Consider the following 23,413-nt stretch of genomic DNA (forward strand, 5'->3'; position numbering starts at 1 on the left):
GTAACCTTTCGTTAACCATTAACTCTTTAGTAATAAATAGACGCGCGCGTGACGCCCGCTTGAGCGGAGTTCCGGATGACTGATGAAAACGCCGCAGCCGATGACGAAGGCGAGAACGAGGCGGAATCTGCCGGTGGTGGCAAGAAAAAGCTGTTCCTGTTCGGCGGAATCGGTCTGGTCGTTCTGCTGGCTGCAGGCGGTGCCGCATATTACTTCCTGATGGGAAGCAGTGCGCCAATGGTCATGTCGGGTGATCCTGAATCACCGCAGGCCGTGCAAAAGCCGGTTGTCTTTTACGACCTTCCGGAAATGACAGTGAATTTGGCGACTGACGGGCGAACGACCTACCTGAAGGTTCGCATCGCTCTGGAAGTCGAGAATCGGGCAATGATCGATCAGATCCAGCCGTATCTGCCACGCATTCTGGATGCGTTTCAGATCTATCTGCGAGAACTGCGCCCAGCGGACCTGGAAGGGTCTGCCGGTTTGTTTCGTCTGAAGGAAGAATTGCTCAGACGGATCAATTTGTCGGTCTATCCGGCGAAGGTGGAAGGGGTGCTGTTCAAGGAAATCCTTGTTCAGTGACAAATTGAATGGCTGATGTCGACGACGAAGACGATCTGTCCGAAGAGGATATGGCCGACGCTTGGGGTGCTGCCCTGGCGGAGCAGGGCGCAGGCGGTGACGATGACGAAGATCTCGCCGCAGCCTGGGGCGCTGCTCTAGAGGAGCAGGGAGCCGGCAGTTCCGATGACATGGCAGCCCAATGGGCCGCGATGATCGACGACAGCGAGCCTGATCTGGAAAACGCGACCCGCGGCGCTGACCGTGTGTTGAACCAGGAAGAGATCGACAATCTCCTCGGATTCAACATCGAAGATACAATCGCCGGCGATCAGAGCGGGATCCGTGCACTGATCAATTCGGCGATGGTCTCCTATGAGCGTCTGCCGATGCTGGAAATCGTGTTTGACCGCCTTGTGCGGCTGACCACGACGTCCTTGCGCAATTTCACCTCGGACAACGTCGAAGTTTCACTCGATTCAATCAGTTCCGTACGGTTTGGGGACTATCTCAATTCCATTCCGCTGCCTGCGATTCTTGGCGTATTCAAAGCCGAGGAATGGGACGGCTTTGGATTGATTACCGTTGAATCTAGCCTGATTTACTCGATCATTGACGTTCTTCTGGGCGGCGGTCGCGGAACGTCCGCAGTGCGTGTTGAAGGGCGGCCTTACACCACAATTGAAACCGGCCTCGTTCAGCAGATGGTGGCACTGATCCTTCAGGATGCCGAGCAGGCTTTTGCTCCGTTGTCCCCGGTCCATTTCAATCTGGAGCGGCTTGAGACAAATCCGAGATTTGCGGCCATTTCCCGGCCGGCCAATGCGGCGATCCTCGTGGAATTGCGGATCGACATGGAAGATCGCGGCGGTTCCGTCGAGATCATGATGCCCTATGCAACGCTGGAGCCGATCCGCGATCTGCTGTTGCAGATGTTCATGGGCGAAAAGTTCGGCCGGGATCCGATCTGGGAAGGTCACCTTGCAACGGAAATCCACGCGGCAGAAGTCGACATAGATGCCGTTCTTCACGAGACCTATCTGCCACTTGGCCGCGTGTTGAGTCTGGATGTTGGGCAAACGCTTGTTTTTGATGTTGAACCCTCGGATTCGGTCACCATCAAATGCGGCAATATTCCCTTGACGGAAGGGACGCTTGGAAAAGTGGAAGACGCGATTGCAATCCGTGTCGCAAAGAATTTGCGCAAGCCGAAAATGACCCTGGCTGCTTTCGAGCGTGCCATGCAAAACGAAATGGACCAACCATGAGCACATTGCCACTCGGAATGATCATCGAAGGGCTGGTCGCCGTACTTTTGCTGATCACGATCGGATACTGCTGGATGCTGAACCGCAGACTGCAGAGGCTTCGCGCCGATGAAGAAGTGCTTCGGGCAACCATTTCCGAACTCATGACGGCAACAGAAATCGCTGAACGGGCAATCCTGGGGCTGAAGACTACGGCGGCCGATGCCGACAAAACCCTTGGTAGCCGCCTGAAACAAGCAGAAACAATGTCCAGTGCGCTGGTCTCGCAGATCGGTGAAGGAGAGAAGATCTTCACCAGGATCACCCAGATTGCCGAAGCTGCGCGTTCCGCAAGTCCCGGTCATGCGATGGGTGGGCGAGGCGAAGCCTATCCGGTGCGCGCTCCGTCAGAGCAAACGCAATATGGCGGGCCTACACCGCCAGCATATACTGATCCATATCAAGCGCCGATGGCGCCGGCGGCTGAGCCGGAACGCACCAGAAACAGCCGAGCTTCGGACATCAGAAGCGCTGCGGCGGAAGCAACAGCGCGTCTTGAACAGTTCCGCAAACGCAACGGTGCCGCTGCATGAACCTGAGATTGCTTCCATTGCTGGGGATCTCTGCAAGTGCTTTGCTTGCGCTCAAGCTTCTCGGGTTTGTCGCGGGACCTGAAAGCGCAAGTCTTCCCATCAATGCCGCGCTTGCTCAGGAGACCGAAGGTGCCGAGGCTGAAAATGCAGCAGCCGATGCACCAGCGCCGCCAGCGCCACCTGGCGGAGGAACCCCTCCGGACCAGCCTGTCTTGCCGGACAGCCTGGAAATCGGTGGCTCAGCAGCCGAGCGAGCAGTACTGGAAAGCCTGGGCAAGCGTCGCGAGACGTTGCAAGAGCAGGAAGGTCAACTTGATCTTCGCGAAAAACTTCTACAGGCGACCGAAGAACGCATACAGAAGCGTCTTGATGAGCTCAAGAAGCTTGAGCAACGCATCGAAAAGACCGTCGGAAAGAATAAGCAAAAAGAAAAGGATGAGATCGCTGACCTTGTGACCATGTATGAAAACATGAAACCCAAGGATGCAGCGCGCATATTCAACCGGCTCAGTCTGCCCATTCTCATGAAGGTCGTTCAACAGATGAAGCCGCGGAAGATGGCGGCGATCCTGGCGAAGATGTCTCCGGAAGCTGCTGAAAAGCTCACTGTGGCGATTGCCAGCAATTCGACGAATGTGCCTGAGCCAGAGAAACAGATGCAGGCAAAGGCTCCAACGAGCGACACGCTCCCAAAAATACCGTCAAATTGAGCAGGAATGAGCGGATTTAAGAGGATCGCGTAAGAGCACGTTAAGGACAGCTCATTAACAATAGCGTGTTGGCGTCGTTTGAGGACAGGGCAACTTGCGGGTACCGTTCTTGACATTGCAGAAGAATGACGGATCTGTCGGGCTTGGCAGTGCAAGCCCTTTGCTGCGTCTTCTTCACGCTGCACTTCTTTGCTTGATACTGTTCACCGCAGCGGCGAGCGTAACAGCCAATGCTGAAACGCTCGAGCCGGTGGAACTCGATGCCATTCAGGAAGAGCGCTACGGGCGGATCGTCCTGACTTTCAAAGACCGTACGCTGTTGCCGATCTACGATGCGGTGATCACGGGCGGCGTTCTCAGAATATCCTTCGAAGAACCGATCGACATCAAAGTTGATGATGTGCCGCTTGATCTTGGCGATTATGTCACGATCGCCCGCCGGGACCCGGACGGCAGCGCGATCCGTTTTGCGCTCAAGAATCAATTCCAGATCAACACGCTGGAAGCGGGCGAGAAGCTCTTTGTCGACATTTTGCCAATGGATTGGCAGGGGCTTCCTCCGGGGCTTCCGGACGACGTCGTTCGGGAACTGGCCAAGCGTGCTGAAGCTGCAATGCGCAAGGTGCGTGCGCTTGAACAAGCCCGGCTGAAAGCCCAGGAAGGGCCGGAAGTTACCTTGCACGTGGGAGAACATCCGACTTTCACACGCCTTGTGTTTGACTGGTCAATCAAGTTCGACACCGCTTTCGTGCGGGAAAACGACATCATCAAGCTGACGTTCAATCATCCGGCCCAGCTCGACATTGCTCACTTGCGCGCTCACCTTCCTCAAGGTGTCATTGATGCAACGTCTTTTCTGGATAAGGGCAAGCTCAAGTTTCTGATGCGTGTCGAACCCTCGGTCGATATCCGTGCTTTCCGCGAGGAACAGACCTACGTTATCGACGTCACGCCTGAGAACATGCAGGTGAATGACCCGGCCAACGCGTTGATCAACAAAGAGCTGTCGGTTGAAGACAATCAAAACCGTAAGAACATGATCAGCGCGCCCGGTTTGCGCGATACACGTGAAGTCGACGATCCACGAGGTCTGCCTCCGGCACAAACATCAAGCGCCAGTGGCGGTGTTTTGAAGGAATCGACGGCGGACGACTCGCCGGCCTATACCGTTGTTCCAATCGAGCGCGGCAACAATGGAGCGGCGACGCCAGAAGCGGCGGTCCCGCAGGCACAGCAATCTGATCAGGCCGCCGCGGTGTTCCCCGAGGTGCCGACTGATGCTGAGGCGATCGATGTTCCGAACCAGCAGATTGCCATGGTGCCACGCACGAAACCCAACCTTGAGGAACCAGCCCCGCCGCAGCTGACGGCAGAGGCGGGGCCACCGGCCAATGTTCGATCGGCTGACGCGCAGATCGACATCCTTCCGCAAGTTGCCACAACGACCGCTCCGGCGGTCGAAACGCTTCCTGCACCAGAAGTTGTTGCATCTGGTTTGCTTGTTGCCGGTAACGCACAAGGCGAAGACGACGACCTGACCACAGCGACAATTGCCAGCACTACAGAGGCGGACAATGAGCCAGCACCGATGGTGTTGGCGCAGGCCGAGACTGGCGCTCAGACAGGGGAGGAAACGCCGACCGGAGACGAAGTCGTCCGCAAAGCGCCTATGTTGGACCTTTCCAAGCAGAAGCCTGGTCAGACGCAAGCCACGCCCGTGAGCAATGGCATTCCAACATTGGAGCCTGTCGAAGCCGCTGTGCCGGACAGCCAGCCTGAGGTGCCCGTTCCAAATGGAGCTGTGCAGGTTCAGGAGCAGCGCACGTTTGGCGGCGGTGAGGTGCCTGCAGGTATTCAACTGCCTTCACGCCCGGAAAACGCACCAGAGGTCTGGCGCGCCCAAGGCGGCCGCGAGGCCAACGAGATGCCTTCACCGGAAACGCCGCCAGCGAGTTTTGCGGCAGAAGCCCGTAAGATCGTGTCTGCCGAAGCGCGCCGGATCGGCAACACGGTAAGAGTTGTCTTTCCGTTTTCAGAACCTGTTTCCAGTGCAGTCTTTCGCCGCAATGACAGTATCTGGTTGGTTTTCGACACCGATGCCACCATCGATACACGGGGCATGGCGGCAGCGCTTGCCGAGACGGTGGACGCCATCGCTGTCAAGCACTTCGAAGACTACCAGATCCTCCGCCTTGACATGAACGATCCGGTTCTTGCGACTGTTGGCGCAGACGGAAATGCATGGTCGCTGGTTATCGGGGACATGATCCTGGAACCTTCCCGGCCTCTGCAGCTGGAACGGACCGTGCGCGGCGATGGCGGTTCAGTGCTCCGCGTTCTCTATCAGGACCCTCAAAATATTCGTCAGGTTGTCGACCCGTTTGTGGGAGACAAGATTTCACTTGTCACCGGCTTCGGACCTCCCAGAGGTTTGTTGAAGCAGCAAAGCTTTGTTGAACTCGATGCACTGAGTTCCGCGCAGGGTATCGCCATCGTCGGGAAATCCGACGAATTGAAGGTGAAGATCCTTGGCGACGATGTGATGATTGAAAAAGAAGGCGGTCTCTCGCTTTCAAATCGGCATTTGCGCGGCGGCACTGGCGCTTTCAATTCAATCATTGCGCCGGATGACAGCAACAATGTCGAATTCGTCTCGTTGAGCACGGAAGGTCCGGGTGCGTACCGGTCAAGGTTGCTGGAGTTGCAGGCAAAGCTTGCAAGATCTCCGGAAGGCAAGCGCCGCAAACCTCTCATGGCGCTGTCGCGTTTCTATCTGGCGCATCAGTTTGCACAGGAAGCGCTCGGGTTGATGAAGCTGGCGCTCGAGGAAGAGCCTGCACTTGCCGAAGACAGCTCGTTCAATCTGATGATGGGCGCGGCCCAGACAATGGCTGACCGTCCTCAAGAAGCCTATATGCACCTGAACCGGCCAGATCTGAAAAACAGCCCAGACGCTGCGGTCTGGCAGACAATTGTGGACGTCAAGCTCGGCAAATGGACACCGGCACGGATCGCGATGCCACGTGGCCGCGCGGTTGTTGGCAATTATCCATCTGCGATACAGACCGAATTCAAGCTTGCAGCTGCGCAGGCGATGGTCGAGGTCAACGATTTTGGACTTGCCAACGGTATTCTGGCTGAAATTGAACCGAGTGAAGTCACCCAGGCGCAGGCCGCACGCTATGACATTTTGCGCGGCCGGGTCGCCGATGCCTCGGGCCGGTCCCAGGAAGCGCTTACGGTGTTTGACCTTGTCACGCGATCTGACGACCGTCCACGCTCAGCTGAGGCAGAGTACCGGGCCTTGAGAATCCGGTACCGCGACGGTGAAATCGACAATGATGAAACGATCGAGCGGCTTGCCAGCCTCGCCACTTCCTGGCGCGGGGATGAAATCGAGCTCAAGACGTTGCGTTTCCTATCGCAGCTTTATGCGGAACGGGGGCAATATCGGGAAGCCTTTGAGGCCATGAAATCGGCTGTTCAGGCAGAACCCGACTCCGACACAACGCGTCTCTTGCAGGAAGAGATGAACGGCCTCTTCAATGCGCTGTTCCTTGACGGCAAAGCAGATGAGATGCAGCCCGTCAAAGCGCTGGCTCTTTACTACGACTTCCGCGAAATGACGCCGATTGGGCGCCAGGGCGACGAGATGGTGCGCCTTTTGGCCAAGCGACTTGTCGAAGTGGATCTGCTTGATCAGGCGACGGAACTGCTGCGCCATCAGGTGGACAATCGCCTGAAGGGAGCAGCGCGTGCACAAATTGCTGCAGACCTTGCGGCCATCTATCTGATGGATCGGAAAGCCGACGAAGCACTTCGGGTCCTGAACAGGACCCGGCAAGCAAGTTTACCCTCGACGCTGGAGCGGCAACGCAACATCGTCGAGGCGAGGGCACTCACCGAAAATGGCCGTCCTGACCTTGCATTGGAGCTGGTCCGCAACATGCGCGGGTCTGATGTCGACCGGTTGCGCGCAGATACGTTCTGGGCCGCGGAAAGCTGGAGAGATGCGGGCGAACAGCTGGAGGCCATGCACGGTTCACGCTGGTCTGACAATATTCCCCTGGGCGAGCTTGAGCGCCGTGACATACTGCGCGCCGGTATTGCTTACTCCCTTGCTGGCGACCAATTGAGTTTGGAACGCCTGCAGACGAAATACATGAAGAAAATGGCGGACAGCCAGGAAGCGATGGCCTTTGAGGTCGTGACCCGCCCGGTTGAGACGCAGGGTGTGGAATTCCTGGAAGTGGCCAATGCTCTTGCAGATGTCGATTCACTTGAAACCTTCCTGAAAGAGTATCGCCGTCAGTACATGTCGCCAGACAGCAACAGGGGACAGGCGGCGGCCGGCCCCGAGGCTGAGGAAGCAGCGGGCTGATAAGCACTTGGATTTGTGATCTTCTAGCTCGCTAAAGCCAGGTCAATTGCCCTTCACGCACCGACAGGCGCACGAAACAAGTTCTCTTAAATCTTGAATTGAAAGTTAGTTGGCAGCGCGTTGCAATTGCGGTGCGGCCTGGGTATGGCGCGGACTTTTGAGCTCCGCCTTGTATCGCATGACCAGTTCAGGGATAGATCGGCTGCTACGGTCCAGCCAGCCACATCTTGCTTTCAGGAAATCGCGATAGGTTTTGTCGTCGATGCCTGTCTGCAACATCAGCCTTAGAATTGCGCCGTCTGCGTCCGACTTCAGAGTGTCGGCCACAACATCATCTGCCAGATTGATCTTGCGGCTGATCAGCCAGATTGCAGCATCCATGCGGTCCTGTTCAAACAAGGTTCGCAGGATTGCATCAAAGGACAGCTCGCCGTTGGCTATCTGGATGCTGGCCTCATGCCTGGAATAGAGAAGCCCATCCAGTTCAATGTCACCTTCGCGTTCCGGATCGTCGATCCTGGACGCCAGTCTTTTCAGCTCGCCTGACTCCAGCGCCTTTTTGAGAGGCGCAGGGATGAGCGGGCAGTTGGTTTCCAGAATATGCATCTGGGTTTCCAGAAACTCTTCATCCTTGATCGCGCGCTTTGCGATGCCTGCAAGGATTTCCGCCTCTGTATTGGCGAAGATGAGCAACGCCAGTGTTCCGCGTACGGAGAAAGGGGCATCCAGATTTTCAAGGAGCGCATTGACCACATTGCGGCTGCTACGGGCAATCAATGTGTCGGTGATCTCTTCGCTGAGATCCTGACGTCGTGCAACGGACAGCCGTTTGTTGTTCCCGCCGGCTTTCGCGATCTGCATCAACTCTCCCTGACTGATCATGGGCGAGCATTCAATGACGGGCTCAGAAAGCTCGTAGTCTTCTTTTGCCAGACGGTCAGCGAGATCTGGAATGATGCGATCTGTTTTGGCAAGCCGAACGACAAGTTCGTATCGTGCCGAGCGGTCAAGTTGTTCAAAGACGGACAGGACGATCCGGGAAAACAGTTCACGCTCCGTTTCCGAGGGGTCGTGATCCTCAGAGCGGGCATATTCGCCAACGAGCGTTCTGATGAGCCTTGACCTTGCTTCCGGCTCTCGTATCCGGGCAAGTTGCTCAAGTTGTTCCTGTATCACCGATCTTCCAATAGATTACACGGGCGGAACAGCCCGAAGATTAAGAATAATAGTTACATTACTATGTTAATTTTCTTCTACTTTTAAAGTTAGCCGTCTGTGCCTGGATTTGCGAAATTCAGGCACTCCTTTGAAGACGCTAACCGCCCCCGAAACTCTTCACCAAAGAGCCGGCAACCAGGTTCCAGCCATCAACCAGAACAAAGAAAATCAGCTTGAAGGGTAGCGAGATAACAACCGGAGGCAACATCATCATACCCATGGACATGAGCACTGAAGCGATTACGAGATCGATGATGAGAAAGGGAAGATAAAGCAGGAACCCGATTTCGAAAGCCCTGCGCAACTCCGAGATCATGAAAGCAGGAATGAGCGTTGCCATCGCAAGATCATCCGGGCTTTCGGGTGCATCGCGCCCGGAGAGTTCCTGAAACAGGGCAAGGTCCTTTTCGCGGACCTGTGACAGCATGAAATCCCGGAAAGGTTCCGACGCGCGTTCATATGCCTGGTCAAACTCAATGTCGCCATCGATCATGGGCTGAACGCCGGCTTCATAGGCAGCCTGCAATGTTGGCATCATGATGAACGCGGACAGAAACAGCGCCAGACTGACCATCACCATGTTGGGAGGCGCAGTCTGCAGACCAATTGCCGACCGCAGCAGCGACAGCACAACGACAATTCGGGTAAAGCTTGTGACCATTACGAGAATGGATGGTGCGAGCGACAGTATGGTCAGCAGTATGACCAGCTGAACGGCGCGTTCCGTCAGTGTCGCGTCTTCGCCGAAACCGACGGAAATTTCTTGTGCGGCTGCGGGAAATGCAAAGACGGCCAAAAATACGGCCGTCAGCATTGCAACCAAAGACCACCGGTTCCACCGCATCGTGCGACTGAGTCCTGACATCAATTCGGCTGTCCGCCCAGTTCATCGAGAATTTTAGCCATCTCGTCTTCGATCGGATTTTTGTCGCCAAGTCCTTGCGTGGGTTTTGGTGCCGGCCTTACAGGCGCGACGGCAGGGCCGGTCGCCGGCTCTTTTGGTTCCTTGATTGCCCGCAGCGTGTCCAGGCTCTGGGACTGTTCCTGAACCTGGTCGTCACTCTTTGCCTCAACGACCGGTTCAATCAGGTCATCCATTTCCAGTTTGATGTCATGCGTCTGTGCCGCTTCACCGGGGGTTTCAACAGGTGGCACGTCTGTCGAAAGCTCATTATCCGATGCTTGCGCAGTCACCGTCTCAGACGCATCGGTCTTCTCAGCGGATTCCTGATCATTGTTTTGAACTTCATGCGATGACATCTCATCAGCTGCTTCGGTGTTGTTCTCAACAAGCTCTGCGAGGAGTGCCGTTTCCGTGACCTGGCTGCCGTCATCGGTCGACACAGAAACTTCAGGTGTATCTTCTGAACTCTGTTCGATTACGGTGATCGAAGGAGCAGTGTTTCCCGGTTCATCTAATTTGACTTCGATTTCGGGCATCTCCGACGCTTCGTTTGTTACGTCGGTCTTTACTTGCGGCTCTACCGGTTTGACCAACGCTGTTTTTGCTCGTGCAGCCGGACCAGATGCAGGCGGTGTAATCGACTGGGTGCCGTAGGATGGCCTGTCCTTTGGCGAAAACGGGCGCGCCAGTGTCTTGAAAGTTGTCGGGGTCTTTCCGGCGGAAGGTGCGGCTTGTTTCGAGGTCTCAGGTTTAACTTCTGGCGCTTGAGTGGGGGCTGCCGGAGCCGTTGGTTCCGTCGCTGCTGCTTCGCTTCCAGGGGGCTGCGACCGGGAAAAACCGTTTTGCGTCGCCGCCTTGAGCAGGTCGGCCGCGCGGTTCTGGCCTGATACGGTTTCTGATCTGGGTGCTGGGTTAGGCGCAGAAGGGTTTCGTTGAGCCGAAAGCGATGGCGTTGGCGACGCGGTCGTCGTCTTGCTTTCCAAGGATGCTGCTGGGGCCTTGCCTTCATTGACGCTGGCCGGTTTGGATATCGGAGGCGAGACTGCCGGTGTTGGAAGAGGGGCTCGCGCCTGAGGCGGTGCTGCAGGAACCGGCTCCATGTCAGGCATCAGTTCGTCGGGTCTTGCCGGTATGTCTGGCCCCGGTGCGCTTGGTCCCTTGACCTGACCGTTTCCGCCATGGGCAGGATACCCGGCGGATCGGCCGCTCGGAAGCGGACTGTTGCGGACGATATTCTGTTCTACTACGACATCGCTTGGACCACCGACCAGTATCAGGTGTTCGATATTGTCTCTCCGGATTAGGATCAAGCGACGGCGTGCATCGACGCTTGCGCTGTCCATGACCGCGATCCGGGGTTGCCTGCTCCGGTTCTGCGGGGCTCGTGCACCCATCAGTCGTTTCAAGATGAAAATAAAGAGACTGAACAGCAGCAAAACGACTGCGAGAGCGAGCACGACGGCAATTGCCTGCGTAACGCCTCCGCTCACGTTGAAAGTCGATTCAATCCAATTGTACATTTTACCCTCGTGCCGCCCCGCCAGCGGGATGATTGCGATTTCCGGATAGTTGGTGTTGCTGTCTCAATTGAGGAAAATTGGTTCTTATCCCCAGTAATTCAGTTTCCGGCATTCGGACTTGTTCGTCGCATCAAGTCACTTAGTTTTCTAAGGTTTCGTGTGACTGGATGTTCTTGTTCGCTTCCTGCAATTCCTCGTATCCGGTTGCTGATCCCTCGCGAATCTCCCTAGGAATCAAAGTTAACAGAAGCAGGCAATTTTTGCCTGCTGGGGGCAGCTCGGATTTCGCGAAATGCAAAGGAAATTGAGCTCTTCCACTGGTTTTTGAAGGGTTTCAGGCTGTCGGGGTAAGGGTCTGTTAACTTTTCATTAACCAATTGAAAGGCAATCATTGCCTACTTGGTTAACGATTGGTGAATGCCATGACGATGACGGATCTGCCGCTGTTTCAGGCGATCAAATCAAAGATGCGATGGCACCAGACCCGCCAGGGAGTTCTGGCGGAAAACATCGCGAATGCGGATACGCCTGGTTTTGGTGCCAGTGACGTCAAAGCCTTCTCGTTTTCGGATCACATCGGCCGAGAGACATTCGGGCTGGCGACCTCAACGACGAAAGCCGGGCACATATCGACAAGCATATCCGGGGTCGGGTCTGCCAAAATCGTGAAAGACGACGGTTTTGAAGTCACTCCGAGCGGCAACAACGTCAATCTGGAAGAGCAAATGATGAAGCTCACTGAAAACCAGATGGACTACCAGGCGGCGACAACGCTCTACACCAAGAGCCTCGGTCTGATCCGCACCGCGCTGTCGAAAAGCGTTTGAACTAGAGGACCGTTGAGATGGACCTGATCAAATCCCTGTTCGTTTCCGCCAGCGGGCTTAAAGCCCAAAGCGGACGCATGCGGATCATTTCGGAAAATATTGCCAACGCAAATTCCACTGCGCGAACGCCGGATGAAGAGCCTTACCGGCGCAAGGTTCCGACCTTCAAAAGCCAGTTCGACAAGGAACTGGGGGCAAAAACAGTTGAGCTTGGCAAGGTGGAGGAGGATACGTCTGACTTCAGATCGACCTTCATGCCAGGGCACCCGGCAGCTGACCAGAACGGGTATGTGCTCCAACCGAACGTAAACACATTGATCGAGACGACCGATATGCGCGAGGCACAACGGTCCTACGAGGCCAACCTCAATGTGATCGACACCACCCGCAAAATGCTGCAACGGACCATCGATATTCTGAAAGCCTAACGGTTTCAGGGGCTGACAAGGGGAAGGGACCCGTCACATGTCTACCGCGTCAATTGCCAACAACGCCTATCAGATGGCTGCTAAGCTGCAGCAGCAGGCACGCGCAGTCGAGGACACGGCGCCTCAGCAGACCGACATGGTCGATTTCGGCCAGATGGTGAAAGAGGCGGTTGATACCGTCGTTGACAAGGGGCAGGCAGCCGACAGTCAGGCGCTAAACATGATTGAGGGCAAGGCAGATGTGGTCGATGTGGTGACGGCTGTTGCCGAAACCGAAGTTGCCCTGGAAACAATGGTCGCCGTTCGTGATCGTGTCATTTCAGCCTACGAAGAAATCATGAGGATGCCGATCTGACCGAATTTTCGCAAAGGATGCGCCATGACCGGAGGTGAAGTTCTCGATATTGCCCGGGAAGGTGTGTGGACGATGATTCTGGTGGCAGCCCCGGCCATGGTCATTGGGCTGCTTGTCGGTGTGGTGATCGCGCTTTTCCAGGCTCTCACTCAGATCCAGGAAATGACCTTGGTGTTCGTTCCAAAGATCCTGGCGATTTTTGTAACGATCCTTGTCACCTTGCCTTTTATGAGCCAGTTGCTTCAAGCCTTCATGAGCCGCGTCACCGAGATGATCCTGAATACCGGCTAGGACACCAGGGTCAATGACGATACAGCTTGATTTTCTACCCGACATGGCCGCCGCATTCATGCTTATGTTTGCGCGACTCGGGACGATGGTCATGCTGCTTCCCGCGCTTGGGGAGACGACAATACCAACACGCTTTCGTCTGACGATCGCTCTGGCGCTCACCATGGTCCTTTATCCGATAGGAGCCCCGCTCTATCCGGCCAACCTGACGGCGAATGCCCCGCAATTGCTGACGCTTCTTGGCGGTGAGCTCGCGATCGGGTTCGGCATCGGCCTTTGTGCCAAACTGATTACGTCGGCGCTTCAGACCGCAGGTGTCATCATCGCCAACCAGTCAGGGCTGGCCTTCGCCCTTGGGTCCGATCTTGCCAATGATGGGCAGCAAGGTGCGCTTTATGGAAACTTCATGTCGCTGCTCGGCATCACAATGGTTTTCGTGACCGACACCCACTATCTGGTGATCGCGGCCCTTCATGACAGTTTTTCCGTCTTTCCGCCTGGAATTGCGCCGCCTGTTGGCGACTTTGCAGCAAATGCCACGGAAACCGTGGCGCATGTCTTTTCCATTGCCGCACGGATGAGTGCGCCGTTTCTGGTTGTGGGTCTGGTGTTTTATTTCGGCCTCGGACTTTTGAACAAGCTGATGCCGCAAATGCAGATCTTCTTTATCGCCATGCCCGTGAATATCGCGATTGGCATGTTTCTTCTCATGGCGCTGATTGCGACGCTGATGATGTTCTATCTGGAGCATTTTCAGGAATCGCTCGGCAAGTTCATCGTGGGGTAGTGCCTTCAGATGGCTGACAATACCGACGACTCGGAGAAAACTGAGGACCCCACGCAAAAGCGCTTGAGGGATGCGCATCAAAAGGGGGACGTACCGAAATCGCAGGAAGTAAGCACCTGGTTCACGCTGGCCGGGGCGACGCTGATGATTGCGATATTTGCACCGGGAACCGCAGTTTCGCTCGGAGAATTGCTCAAAGGTTACATCGAACACGCTCACCAGATTCCTATGGACGGGTACGCGCTGAAGGTCCTTTGGCGGGACACCGGACAGTCGGTTGCCTTGATTGTCGGTTTGCCTCTGATTGCGCTCGTTCTGATGGCTGTTGCCGGAAATCTGGTGCAGCACCAGCCCTTGTTCACGGTGGAGACCATCAAGCCGAAACTATCGAAAATCTCGCCAATTTCCGGATTTAAACGCCTGTTTTCGCTGGACAGCCTTGTGAACTTCGCCAAGGGCATGGCGAAGATCTGCCTTGTCGGGGCGATCATGGTGGTGGTGTTATGGCCGCACCGGGATGAGGCGGACATCATCATATTTGCTGAAACGTCCATCATCTTGCCCGAGGTGAGGGTGCTGGTCTTGCAGCTGCTAGCTGCGATTCTTGCCCTGATGACAGTCGTTGCTGCGGCCGATTTTGCGTACCAGAAGAACAAATGGTTCAACAAACAGAAGATGTCGCTGCGCGAGGTCAAGGAAGAGTTCAAGCAGACGGAAGGTGACCCGCAGGTCAAAGGCAAGATCCGTCAGCTGCGCATGGAGCGCTCGCGCAAACGCATGATGGCTGCGGTTCCGCAGGCCACAGTCGTGGTCACGAACCCGACCCACTTTGCCGTTGCGCTCAAATATGAAGATGGTATGGGCGCGCCGCTTTGTCTGGCCAAAGGCACGGATGCAGTTGCACTCAAGATGCGGGAAATTGCCAAGGAGAACGAGGTTCCGGTGGTTGAGAACCCACCTCTGGCCAGGGCGCTTTACGCGACTGTGGACATCGATCAGGAAGTGCCTGAGGAACACTACAAGGCCGTGGCGGAAGTCATCGGCTTCGTTTTCCGCATGCGCAAACGTGCGTCTTGGCGCGCAAATTAAGCCTTCGTTTGAAGATCATCTGTCAAAGAGTGCGCAAACAGGTGAATTTCAACAGGTACAGGCTTCATATCAGTTGAAATTAGCTAGTAAGCACAGAATGCTTAAGCGCGGCCCTTTTTAGAAGCGAATCGGGCCTGGGAGACACAATGGATGAGTGACATGGACGGAGCGCCAAGCGGGCCCATGATCAGCCGGCCCGAGCGATCCGGGAATATCGGCCTGCTGATTGGTCTGGCCCTTTTGCTCGTCGGAGCGGCAGCAGCCTTTGCGGTCATGGACCGTGAAGTGGCGCAGCCGTTCATCCTCGCACTACTTGGTATTCTTGCTGTTGTCGGTGTCTTCTGCCTTTTTGCAGGGGCTATCGGCTTTCTGCGCCTGTCCGCGCGGCCTGGCGAATCCAATCCACTTGCGTCTGCCTTTGTCGATACGCTTGAAGACGGGGCCTTGATCACGGATGTCGAGGGCCGGCTCGTTTATGCCAACAAGTCCTATGCGGATCTGACCGGTGCTGAGACGTCCGCCGATATCAAGGTCGTGGAGCGTGTTTTCTCCTCCGACCCGGATGCAGCCGATGCGATTTTCCGTCTGTCGCAGGCCATGCGTGACGAGCGCAAAGCCCAGGAAGAGATCCGCATGCCGTTTCCTCTCGGCCGTGCTGAGGGAACAGCCCGCTGGTACAGGGTTTTGATACGTCCGTTGCAGGTTTCCAAGGATCGTGGCGGTGGCAAGCCGATGGCGGTCTGGCAGATTGCCGACATCACGCGAGACAGGGCAGAGCAGGAAAACTCCTTCCAGGAACTTCAACGGGTAATCAATTTTCTGGACCATGCACCGGCAGGGTTCTTTTCCTGCGACGCCAACGGTCGCATCGTCTACCTGAATGCGACACTGGCCGATTGGCTCGGTTATGATCTTGCCCAGTTCGATGCCGGCGATCTGGACCTGTCTAGCATCGTGCGCGGAGACGGTACCGAACTGATCCGTTCCATCAAGGGGCAGGCGGGTGAGGTCAAGAGTGAAACCTTTGACCTCGACTTCGTGACCCGAAACGGACGCGGGCTGCCGGTTCGCTTGCTGCACCGGGTCCCGTTCGGTGAGAATGGACAGCCCGGCGACAGCCGTACGCTGGTGCTCAATCGTTCGCGCGGAGAGGAAGTCTCCGAGGCACTGCGAGCGGCTGAAGTGAGGTTTGCAAGGTTCTTCAACAACACGCCGATGGCGATTGCCTCGCTCGACAAGGAAGGCCGTGTACTGCGCACCAACGCTCCCTTCCTCAAGCTGTTCGGTGCAGTCGATACAGGAGACGAAGCTCCCAAGCTGGAAGCCTACGTTGCCGACAGTGGCCGGGAAGACCTTTCCAAAGCCCTGTCCGCTGCAGCCCATGGGATTGGTGAAATAGCACCCGTCGATATTGCGCTTGTCGAAGGCAATGACCCTCGCTCGGCAACCTTTTATGTTTCGGCCGTCCAGGAAGGTGAAGGGGACGGCGAAGCGGCGATTATCTATGCGCTCGAAACGACGCAACAACGTGCGCTGGAAGCTCAGTTCGCCCAGAGCCAGAAGATGCAGGCGATTGGCCAGTTGGCAGGTGGTGTCGCCCACGATTTCAACAACGTTCTGACCGCCATAATCGGGTTCTCCGATCTTCTGCTGGCCAGCCACAGGCCAACCGATCCGTCCTTCCAGGACATCATGAACATCAAGCAGAATGCCAACAGAGCTGCCGGCCTGGTTCGTCAGCTCCTGGCCTTCTCCCGGCGTCAAACCCTGAGGCCCCAGCAACTTGAACTCAACGACGTTCTGGCGGATCTGTCGATCCTGCTCGATCGCCTGCTTGGCGAGAAGGTCGAGTTGAAGGTGATCCATGGCCGCGACCTCTGGCCGGTAATGGCTGACCTGAACCAGCTGGAACAGGTGATTGTCAATCTGGCTGTGAATGCCGGTGACGCAATGGCCGACGGTGGCCGCCTGACCATCCGCACTCGCAACGTGGAAGAGGCGGAAAGTACTCAGTTCGAAAACACCCGTGGTATGCCCCCTGGCGAATATACGCTGGTTGAAGTGGATGACACCGGACACGGCATGCCGCCCGATGTGATGGAAAAGATTTTCGATCCGTTCTTTTCCACCAAGGAAGTCGGCAAGGGTACCGGGCTCGGTCTTTCAACGGTTTACGGTATCGTCAAACAGACCGGTGGCTTCATATTCTGCACTTCCGAAGTAGATGCCGGAACAACGTTCCGCCTGTTCCTGCCGCGCCACATTCCGCAGGTCGTGGAAGAGAAAAAGCCGGAACCGAAGGAAAGCGAGCCGGAAAAGGTCGCAGACCTCACTGGATCCGCGTCCATTCTGCTGGTTGAAGATGAGGAAGCGGTCCGAGCCTTCGGCGCACGGGCGCTGGCGTCGCGCGGGTATACTGTCTACGAAGCCGGGTCGGGCAATGAAGCGCTCGAGGTCATGGAAGAGACGGACGGTGAGATCGATCTTGTGGTCTCTGATGTCGTCATGCCGGAAATGGACGGGCCAACACTTCTAGTGGAATTGCGCAAGACCCGGCCGGATCTGAAGATCATTTTTGTCTCCGGCTATGCTGAAGATGCGTTTGAAGAAAACCTGCCGCCAGGTGAAAAGTTCTTCTTCCTGCCAAAACCGTTCACGCTCAAGCAGCTTGCAACCACCGTGAAGGATGTCCTGAACGGTTAGCGGGCACACGTCCAGAGAAACAATGATCCGTTGCGAATAGGCTTGCTCCGCGTTGCCGCAACATGCAAATCTTGTCGCCTACAATTCAGCTTTGGGAGTGGCAAGCGCAATGGAATTACCTGAATTCATAAAGAAATTTCCGGCGCTGGATATCCCTTTTCCCGATGATGTGGTGACGTCTCATGCCATTCGCTCGGATGCCGGGTTGGTGGTCTTCTTCGACTTCGTAAAAGACATGGTGCTGCCGCCACATTCTCACCTTGCACAGTGGGGAACCGTGCTCAGCGGTGAAATCGAATTTACGATTGCCGGTGAAACCAAGACACTTGGACCGGGTGCGATTTATGACATCCCGAGCGGGGCAGAACATGGCGCGGTGATCAAGGCGGGAACCAAGGTAATTGACGTGTTTGAAGAGCCAGACAGGTATCCCTTTAGGACCTGATCGTTCTGTCGTCGGGGTTTCGACCCGTAACGGTTTTCGTTTTGCGCTCCTTGGAAGCAGCGCTGGCCATCAGCTAACGATGCGCTACCATCCGACCATCGCGAAGTAGAACACATAAAACAAAATCCAGAGCGTCAGACAAAGCGCAAGCATTGCGGCGTTGGACATATGCCCGCGGGTCAATCGGCTTAGGCTCCAGGTGACAAGAACAATTACGGCAAATCGCGGCAATCTTGCGAGCGGCGACAGCAGCAGGAAGAGCACTGGGTTGAGGTTTGTGCTTCCGGCTTCAGCAGCAAAAATCTTGTATGGTACACCCGTGAAGGCGCCGATCACCATCCCGGAATAGGTGCCGTTCGATAAGAGTTGGCCCACTTTGTTGAAGGTGGTTTGCGAGATGCCGGGCACCCATAAGAGTACGGCCTTTGTTTCCTGCGGATAGCTACTGATCATCAACCAGACCGTGATGCCGCCGAAAGCTGCTGCAAGTGATGCCCATATACAGGCGAGAAGAGCCTTTTTGAGCGATGTCAGGGCAAGGCTCGACAGAAGCACATCCGGAACAATGAAGAACAAAGTTGCTTCGGCAAAACCCCAGATGGCCGCGTAGGTGCTACTCCCAGGGCGCAAAGTTCTTTTCAGATGAAAGTTCATTAAACCGGTCTTTCAACGTCGTCATAAATTGAATCCGGTCTCCGGTCCAAGTGATTGGTTCTCCAACGAAAATATCACAGAAGAAGGGAACCAGAAGAAAGGATCCCTTCGGCAGTGCCTTGCCGAGGCCATGCGTGAAAACTGGAACGGTCGGCGCATCCGGAAAGCGTGCCGCCAGATAGGAGACGCCCTTTTTCAGGTCCGTCATCTGTTCCGGTTCGCCGCGCGAACCTTCTGGAAAGAGGACGAGCACTTTGCCTTCGGACAGTGCGTCGTAGCAACCCTGGAGCGGATCGCTCGATTTGTTGGTGCCGCCTCGCTCAACGGGGATGATGCCCAATATGTTTTCAGACAGCCATGCTTTGAGGGGAGAGGAAAAGAAATAGTCTGCCGCTGCGACCGGTTTGATGTCCTGGAGCCTCGACAAGGGCATCAGCGCCATCAACACCATCGTATCCAGATGACTGTTGTGGTTGGCCACCACTATCGCGGGGCCTGTCGAAGGCAGGAGCTCCTTGCGCCGGACATTTAGTCCGAGCAGAAATAGCACCGCAATCTTGATGACTAAGTAAAAGGCCTTCTGGAGCATAGCGGGCTCAATAGTAGAAATAGCGGGTGAAATGGAAGAACAGGGGGGCTGTGAAAGTCAGGCTGTCAATGCGGTCGAGAATGCCGCCATGGCCTGGGATCAGGCTGCCCGTATCCTTGACCCCCAGATCTCGTTTCAAGGCTGACACGGTGACATCCCCCACAAACCCGGCAACGGGAATGAGAAGACCTGCAGCTGCCGCATGAAGCATACCGAAAGGGGTCACCAGGGGAGCGGTCACCAGGGCCAGAACGAAAGTCGTTGCAACCCCTCCCAGAAATCCTTCCCAGGTTTTGTTCGGGCTGACACCTGGAATAATTTTGTGCCGACCGAAGAGTTTGCCCCAGGTGTATTGGGCAACATCGTTGAACTGGGTCAAAAAGATCAGGAAGAGGAGCAGTCCGGCACCGCCGGACATGTTTTCCGGTGTGGGTGGAAGGATCAAAAGAAATGCGGCATGGCTGATCGAAAAGACGCACAGCATCAGGCCCCAGTTCAGGGTTCCGACAGATTTCAGGAACCCGTCCGTCTGCTGTGACAACAGGCTGGCGAACGGCAAAAACAGGAACATGTAGACAGGAATAAACACCGCAAACATGCCGTAATAGCTGTCATAGACCCAGAAATACTGCACGGGAATCGAGAGGTATGCCCAGAAAAGGACGCGCCGGTCGGTGCGCCTGGTCGGGATCATCGAAAAATATTCCTTCAGTGCAAGGAAGCTGATGAGTGCAAAAACAATGATGGAAATCGTTTTGCTGACCAGGAAGGCGAGCGTGAAAATCGCCACCATGACCCACCAGCTCTGGGTCCGCTGAACAAGTTCGCTCATGTCCTTGTTCGAGCGCTTTGCGACGGCAAAGACAATGACACTCGCCAGCCCCAGAATGCCCCAGATGCCAATGATAACCCAATGAATTGTATCAAGTGTCATGCGGAGGCCCGCTCCTTCAATGCCGCTTTGGCGCGGTTCCAGATTGTCAACGCGGAGAGCAGGAGACCTGCTGCAAACAGCACCAGGAACAGAATGCTGGACTGAACGCCCAGCCCTATCAAAAATCCGCACAAACCGAAGAGTACCGCCCGGTCGCTCTTGCCAAACGGACCATCATATCGCCGGCTTGCGCCGATCTGCACACCTATGACGCCGGTCATTTCGCCGATAATGCCGAGCACCACCAGTCCGACAACAAGTTCGCCCGATACAAAAGCCAGAGCGGCAAACGGGAGATAAAGCGCTGCATCGGCCAGAACGTCGCCCAATTCATTCAAGATCGCGCCGAGATCCGACTTCTGGTCGTGCTCGCGGGCAAGCATGCCGTCAATGGCGTTTAACCCCATGCGTAAAAACAGGATCAGAGGCAGAAGCAGGAACGGCAACGCTGATCCTGGAAAATACCAAAGAGCTGCGCCTTCCATAATCGACAGGACTAGGGCGGCAAGTGTCACTTGATTTGCAGTTATTCCGGCTGTTGCCAGTTTCTTGCAAAGAGGGCGGAGAAGATCCTGAAAACGTGATTTCAGCTGATAAACGGTGGGCATTCTTAAAACCGATTGAATGTGTCTGTTTCATATAAGCATGGACGACCGAATTGCACACAACGAATGACAGAGGTCACCTTGCAGAAAGACAGACCCTCCATCAACAGCTTGCCAATCCGTGCGTTCGACGCTACTCTTGATTGGTAAATCTTAATACAACCCGTTATACGCTTATTGGTGGTATTTCCGGATAACGGTTCTTCAAAATCGCCCGCTTTGATTTGTGCGGGCTTGCATTGCTGAAAATTCGTGGGCCGAAAGTTGGTGGTCGTAACAGGTTGATATTGTTGCTGTTCGTCCATCGGATTTGGCAGTGGTGTTGATGACCTCTGCCTTGATAGTTCGCGAAAGTTGTTGGTTTGACTGAAGTCGTTGTCCTGATATCCGCCTCGCTATTGACTGAGCTTCGCAGTGGCAAGCCGCAAGCGGCTTCTGCCGTAGCACTTGAAAGTGCATGCAATCAATTCAGCGCGGTTTTCAATCATGACCTTGCGACCCCTGATCCGGAGTCGTCTGACAGCTTTTTTCTAAGTTTTTTTCTGGACGAACAGGCTGGTGAATTCACAGAGAAGATCAAGGACTTCGACGGTGTTTTATCCGTCTATGTCAAAGCGGGTTTAGAGCTTCCCTGAAGCCGGCCGGTCCGTCCCACATTGCCAGGGAGGATGTCATGGCCAGGAAGTCCAAGAAAGTCAGTGCAGGCCCGGCCCCAGAGCCGGAATTGATTGCTATTTCCAAGGCAGATGCCGGACTGCGCACAGGCGGCCTGGAAATAATCTCGCTTGCTGGTGCGCCAACCACGAAGCTTGAAAAGACACTCAAGAAATATGGTGGCACCGCCATACCGCTTTTCGGTCCGACGGAGGAAAGGGTTGCGGCATCGGTCGGAGCATTGTCGGAAGCTGCAATGGCTCCACTGGCAAGTCTGACGGAGTTTTATCGATTGAAGGCTCCCGTGTCCGATCTTGAGAGTCTGCAAAAGGATCTTCTGGAAAACGACCTGTTTGAAGCTGTTTATCTGAAACCGGCTGTCGAGCTTCCCGAGGAAGCAGTGGTTGAAGGCGTGAACGAGATGGTGGCCGCGCCGGACGTGCCGCCTCCAGCTTCACCGAACTTTGTCGCAAGGCAGATCTATCTCGACCCGGCTCCGGCTGGCATCAACGCGCGCTGGGCCTGGACTCAGGCCGGTGGTCGCGGCACGGGTGTCCACATAACCGATATTGAGGGCGGTTGGCGCTTTACACATGAAGACCTTGTCGAGCGGCAGGGCGGCGTTGTTGGAGGAACGGAATACAACGATGTCAGCTGGCGCAACCACGGCACAGCCGTTCTTGGCGAATATGGCGGGGACATCAATGGTTTCGGTGTCACTGGCATTTCTCCGGAAGCGATCTGCACGGCTGTTTCCCACGGGTCGCTGGGATCGGCTGGCGCCATCAACCATGCGGCTGCGCGCCTGAGTGCAGGGGATGTGCTGCTTCTTGAAATGCACCGTCCCGGCCCCCGGCATAACTTCCGTCTGCGGCCGGACCAGAGAGGTTACATCGCAGTCGAATGGTGGCCCGATGATTTTGCCGCAATCCTGAACGCTTCCCGACGCGGGATCATCGTGGTTGAGGCCGCCGGCAACGGTGCGGAGGACCTCGATGACGTCCTTTACGAGACACCGGGCTTCGGGTTCCCGGCCAGCTGGAGCAATCCCTTCCGCCGGTCGAACCGGGATTCAGGTGCAATTGTTGTTGGAGCGGGCGCGCCGCCTCCTGGAACCCATGGCCGCAACCATGGACCGGACCGGTCCCGTCTTGGGTTTTCCAACTATGGATCGATTGTCGATGCGCAAGGTTGGGGCCGCGAAGTCACGACATGCGGTTATGGCGATCTTCAAGGGGGTGCCAATGAAGACCTTTGGTACACAGACCGCTTCTCGGGAACGTCCAGTGCATCACCTATCGTGACTGGCGCAATCGCATGTCTCCAAGGCATGGCGCAGGCGCGAGGACGACCTGTCTTTTCGCCGGTCGATCTGAGAGATGCTTTGCGCACGACAGGATCGCCTCAACAAGATGCTCCCGGCAGACCTGCAACCCAACGTATCGGAAACCGTCCGGACTTGCCGGCGCTTGCCGGTGCTCTCTTCGGCGGGAGTGGTGGTAATTTGCGCCCGGCTGCCTTCCGGCGGGTGGTTGAACAATGGCGCCCACTTGAAGTGCGGGCCCTCATAGATATCAGCCCTCAACTCACGGCGGCACACACAACTTCCGTGCTGCAGCAGGCTCTGGTGTCGGCTCAGCCGGTGACCGCAGATGGTGATGGAATTCTGGCTAAAATGGCGATCATGTTCCGAGTTTCAGCTTTGGCCGGTCAAGCGATTGAAATTGCAGGACCAGTCGGTGGCGGCCGTTACCGCTACTGGGGCCGCATCGCAGCAGATGGCCTTGGGCAGCTTTATATCGATGAAGGACATTCATCGACCGGGAGCGACAAATACGATCTTGTGGCCGAAATTCAGGGCGTCAACACAAGGTTCGCCTTTGATGAGAACTTGTTGCGATACGTGGCTGTTTAA

Annotated in this window: 21 protein-coding genes; 14 read left to right on the forward strand and 7 right to left on the reverse strand. The window is 55.8% G+C overall.

From position 1 onward, the window contains the following. The first annotated feature begins 75 nt into the window (after window positions 1-75). From K1718_RS11095 to K1718_RS11115, 5 genes are all read left to right on the forward strand, one after another. Complete coding sequence (locus tag K1718_RS11095) at window positions 76-585, forward strand: flagellar basal body-associated FliL family protein (RefSeq protein ID WP_152500977.1); 510 nt, start codon at window positions 76-78, stop codon at window positions 583-585. Between the two features lie 50 nt (window positions 586-635). Then, a complete protein-coding gene (fliM, locus tag K1718_RS11100; RefSeq protein ID WP_247649414.1) occupies window positions 636-1,832 on the forward strand; it encodes a flagellar motor switch protein FliM in 1,197 nt (398 codons plus the stop codon). Then, a complete protein-coding gene (locus tag K1718_RS11105; protein WP_265684440.1) occupies window positions 1,829-2,404 on the forward strand; it encodes a DUF6468 domain-containing protein in 576 nt (191 codons plus the stop codon). The genes fliM and K1718_RS11105 overlap by 4 nt, the downstream gene beginning before the upstream one ends. After that, window positions 2,401-3,114, forward strand: a complete 714-nt coding sequence (locus K1718_RS11110) for a MotE family protein (RefSeq protein ID WP_265684441.1) — start codon at window positions 2,401-2,403, stop codon at window positions 3,112-3,114. The genes K1718_RS11105 and K1718_RS11110 overlap by 4 nt, the downstream gene beginning before the upstream one ends. A 109-nt stretch (window positions 3,115-3,223) precedes the next feature. Then, window positions 3,224-7,495, forward strand: coding sequence for a hypothetical protein (locus tag K1718_RS11115; protein WP_265684442.1), 4,272 nt, complete (start codon window positions 3,224-3,226; stop codon window positions 7,493-7,495). A 105-nt stretch (window positions 7,496-7,600) separates the two neighbouring features. On the opposite strand, the gene K1718_RS11120 is transcribed toward K1718_RS11115, so the two are convergent. The 3 genes from K1718_RS11120 to K1718_RS11130 all read right to left on the reverse strand — a co-directional run bounded on the left by K1718_RS11120 (window position 7,601) and on the right by K1718_RS11130 (window position 11,137). Next, window positions 7,601-8,671 carry a DUF2336 domain-containing protein gene (locus K1718_RS11120; RefSeq protein ID WP_265684443.1) on the reverse strand — a complete coding sequence of 357 codons (1,071 nt, stop codon included), beginning with the start codon at window positions 8,669-8,671 and terminating at the stop codon, window positions 7,601-7,603. Between the two features lie 139 nt (window positions 8,672-8,810). Further along, the gene (fliP, locus tag K1718_RS11125) at window positions 8,811-9,527 is read right to left on the reverse strand and encodes a flagellar type III secretion system pore protein FliP (protein ID WP_265684689.1); all 717 of its coding nucleotides are present in this window, start codon (window positions 9,525-9,527) and stop codon (window positions 8,811-8,813) included. Between the two features lie 50 nt (window positions 9,528-9,577). Then, window positions 9,578-11,137: a flagellar biosynthetic protein FliO gene (locus tag K1718_RS11130; protein WP_152500982.1), complete on the reverse strand. Its 1,560-nt coding sequence runs from the start codon at window positions 11,135-11,137 to the stop codon at window positions 9,578-9,580. Window positions 11,138-11,559: 422 nt separating this feature from the next. Here K1718_RS11130 and flgB point away from each other — a divergent pair, with 422 nt between their 5' ends. The 8 genes from flgB to K1718_RS11170 all read left to right on the forward strand — a co-directional run bounded on the left by flgB (window position 11,560) and on the right by K1718_RS11170 (window position 18,062). Continuing rightward, on the forward strand, window positions 11,560-11,964 hold the full coding sequence (gene flgB, locus K1718_RS11135; RefSeq protein WP_265684444.1) for a flagellar basal body rod protein FlgB: 405 nt from the start codon (window positions 11,560-11,562) through the stop codon (window positions 11,962-11,964). A gap of 17 nt (window positions 11,965-11,981) precedes the next feature. Continuing rightward, window positions 11,982-12,392 (forward strand): flagellar basal body rod protein FlgC, encoded by a 411-nt coding sequence (gene flgC, locus K1718_RS11140; protein ID WP_152500984.1) that lies wholly within the window; start codon window positions 11,982-11,984, stop codon window positions 12,390-12,392. A 37-nt stretch (window positions 12,393-12,429) separates the two neighbouring features. Further along, entirely contained in the window at window positions 12,430-12,747 is a 318-nt protein-coding gene (gene fliE, locus K1718_RS11145) for a flagellar hook-basal body complex protein FliE (protein WP_152500985.1), read from the forward strand. A 24-nt stretch (window positions 12,748-12,771) separates the two neighbouring features. Then, window positions 12,772-13,038, forward strand: coding sequence for a flagellar biosynthesis protein FliQ (gene fliQ / locus K1718_RS11150; protein ID WP_152500986.1), 267 nt, complete (start codon window positions 12,772-12,774; stop codon window positions 13,036-13,038). A gap of 13 nt (window positions 13,039-13,051) precedes the next feature. Next, window positions 13,052-13,825, forward strand: a complete 774-nt coding sequence (gene fliR / locus K1718_RS11155; RefSeq protein ID WP_152500987.1) for a flagellar biosynthetic protein FliR — start codon at window positions 13,052-13,054, stop codon at window positions 13,823-13,825. A gap of 9 nt (window positions 13,826-13,834) precedes the next feature. Next, window positions 13,835-14,914, forward strand: a complete 1,080-nt coding sequence (gene flhB / locus K1718_RS11160) for a flagellar biosynthesis protein FlhB (RefSeq protein ID WP_152500988.1) — start codon at window positions 13,835-13,837, stop codon at window positions 14,912-14,914. A 150-nt stretch (window positions 14,915-15,064) separates the two neighbouring features. After that, window positions 15,065-17,617, forward strand: a complete 2,553-nt coding sequence (cckA, locus tag K1718_RS11165; protein WP_265684445.1) for a cell cycle histidine kinase CckA — start codon at window positions 15,065-15,067, stop codon at window positions 17,615-17,617. Between the two features lie 109 nt (window positions 17,618-17,726). Further along, window positions 17,727-18,062 (forward strand): cupin domain-containing protein, encoded by a 336-nt coding sequence (locus K1718_RS11170; RefSeq protein WP_265684446.1) that lies wholly within the window; start codon window positions 17,727-17,729, stop codon window positions 18,060-18,062. A gap of 84 nt (window positions 18,063-18,146) precedes the next feature. Here K1718_RS11170 and K1718_RS11175 read toward each other — a convergent pair whose 3' ends face one another. Genes K1718_RS11175 through K1718_RS11190 form a run of 4 tightly spaced genes read right to left on the reverse strand, consistent with a single transcriptional unit; the run spans window position 18,147 to window position 20,847 of the window. After that, a complete protein-coding gene (locus K1718_RS11175; protein WP_265684447.1) occupies window positions 18,147-18,692 on the reverse strand; it encodes a hypothetical protein in 546 nt (181 codons plus the stop codon). Further along, a complete protein-coding gene (locus K1718_RS11180) occupies window positions 18,676-19,305 on the reverse strand; it encodes a lysophospholipid acyltransferase family protein (protein WP_152500992.1) in 630 nt (209 codons plus the stop codon). The genes K1718_RS11175 and K1718_RS11180 overlap by 17 nt, the downstream gene beginning before the upstream one ends. Window positions 19,306-19,312: 7 nt before the next feature. After that, on the reverse strand, window positions 19,313-20,239 hold the full coding sequence (locus K1718_RS11185; RefSeq protein WP_265684448.1) for a phosphatidate cytidylyltransferase: 927 nt from the start codon (window positions 20,237-20,239) through the stop codon (window positions 19,313-19,315). Continuing rightward, window positions 20,236-20,847, reverse strand: coding sequence for a CDP-alcohol phosphatidyltransferase family protein (locus tag K1718_RS11190; RefSeq protein ID WP_265684449.1), 612 nt, complete (start codon window positions 20,845-20,847; stop codon window positions 20,236-20,238). The genes K1718_RS11185 and K1718_RS11190 overlap by 4 nt, the downstream gene beginning before the upstream one ends. A 670-nt stretch (window positions 20,848-21,517) precedes the next feature. Between K1718_RS11190 and K1718_RS11195 the strand changes: the two genes are divergently transcribed. After that, window positions 21,518-23,413 carry a S8 family peptidase gene (locus K1718_RS11195; RefSeq protein WP_265684450.1) on the forward strand — a complete coding sequence of 632 codons (1,896 nt, stop codon included), beginning with the start codon at window positions 21,518-21,520 and terminating at the stop codon, window positions 23,411-23,413.

Origin of the sequence: Roseibium porphyridii, assembly GCF_026191725.2 — a bacterium.
Taxonomy (GTDB): domain Bacteria; phylum Pseudomonadota; class Alphaproteobacteria; order Rhizobiales; family Stappiaceae; genus Roseibium; species Roseibium porphyridii.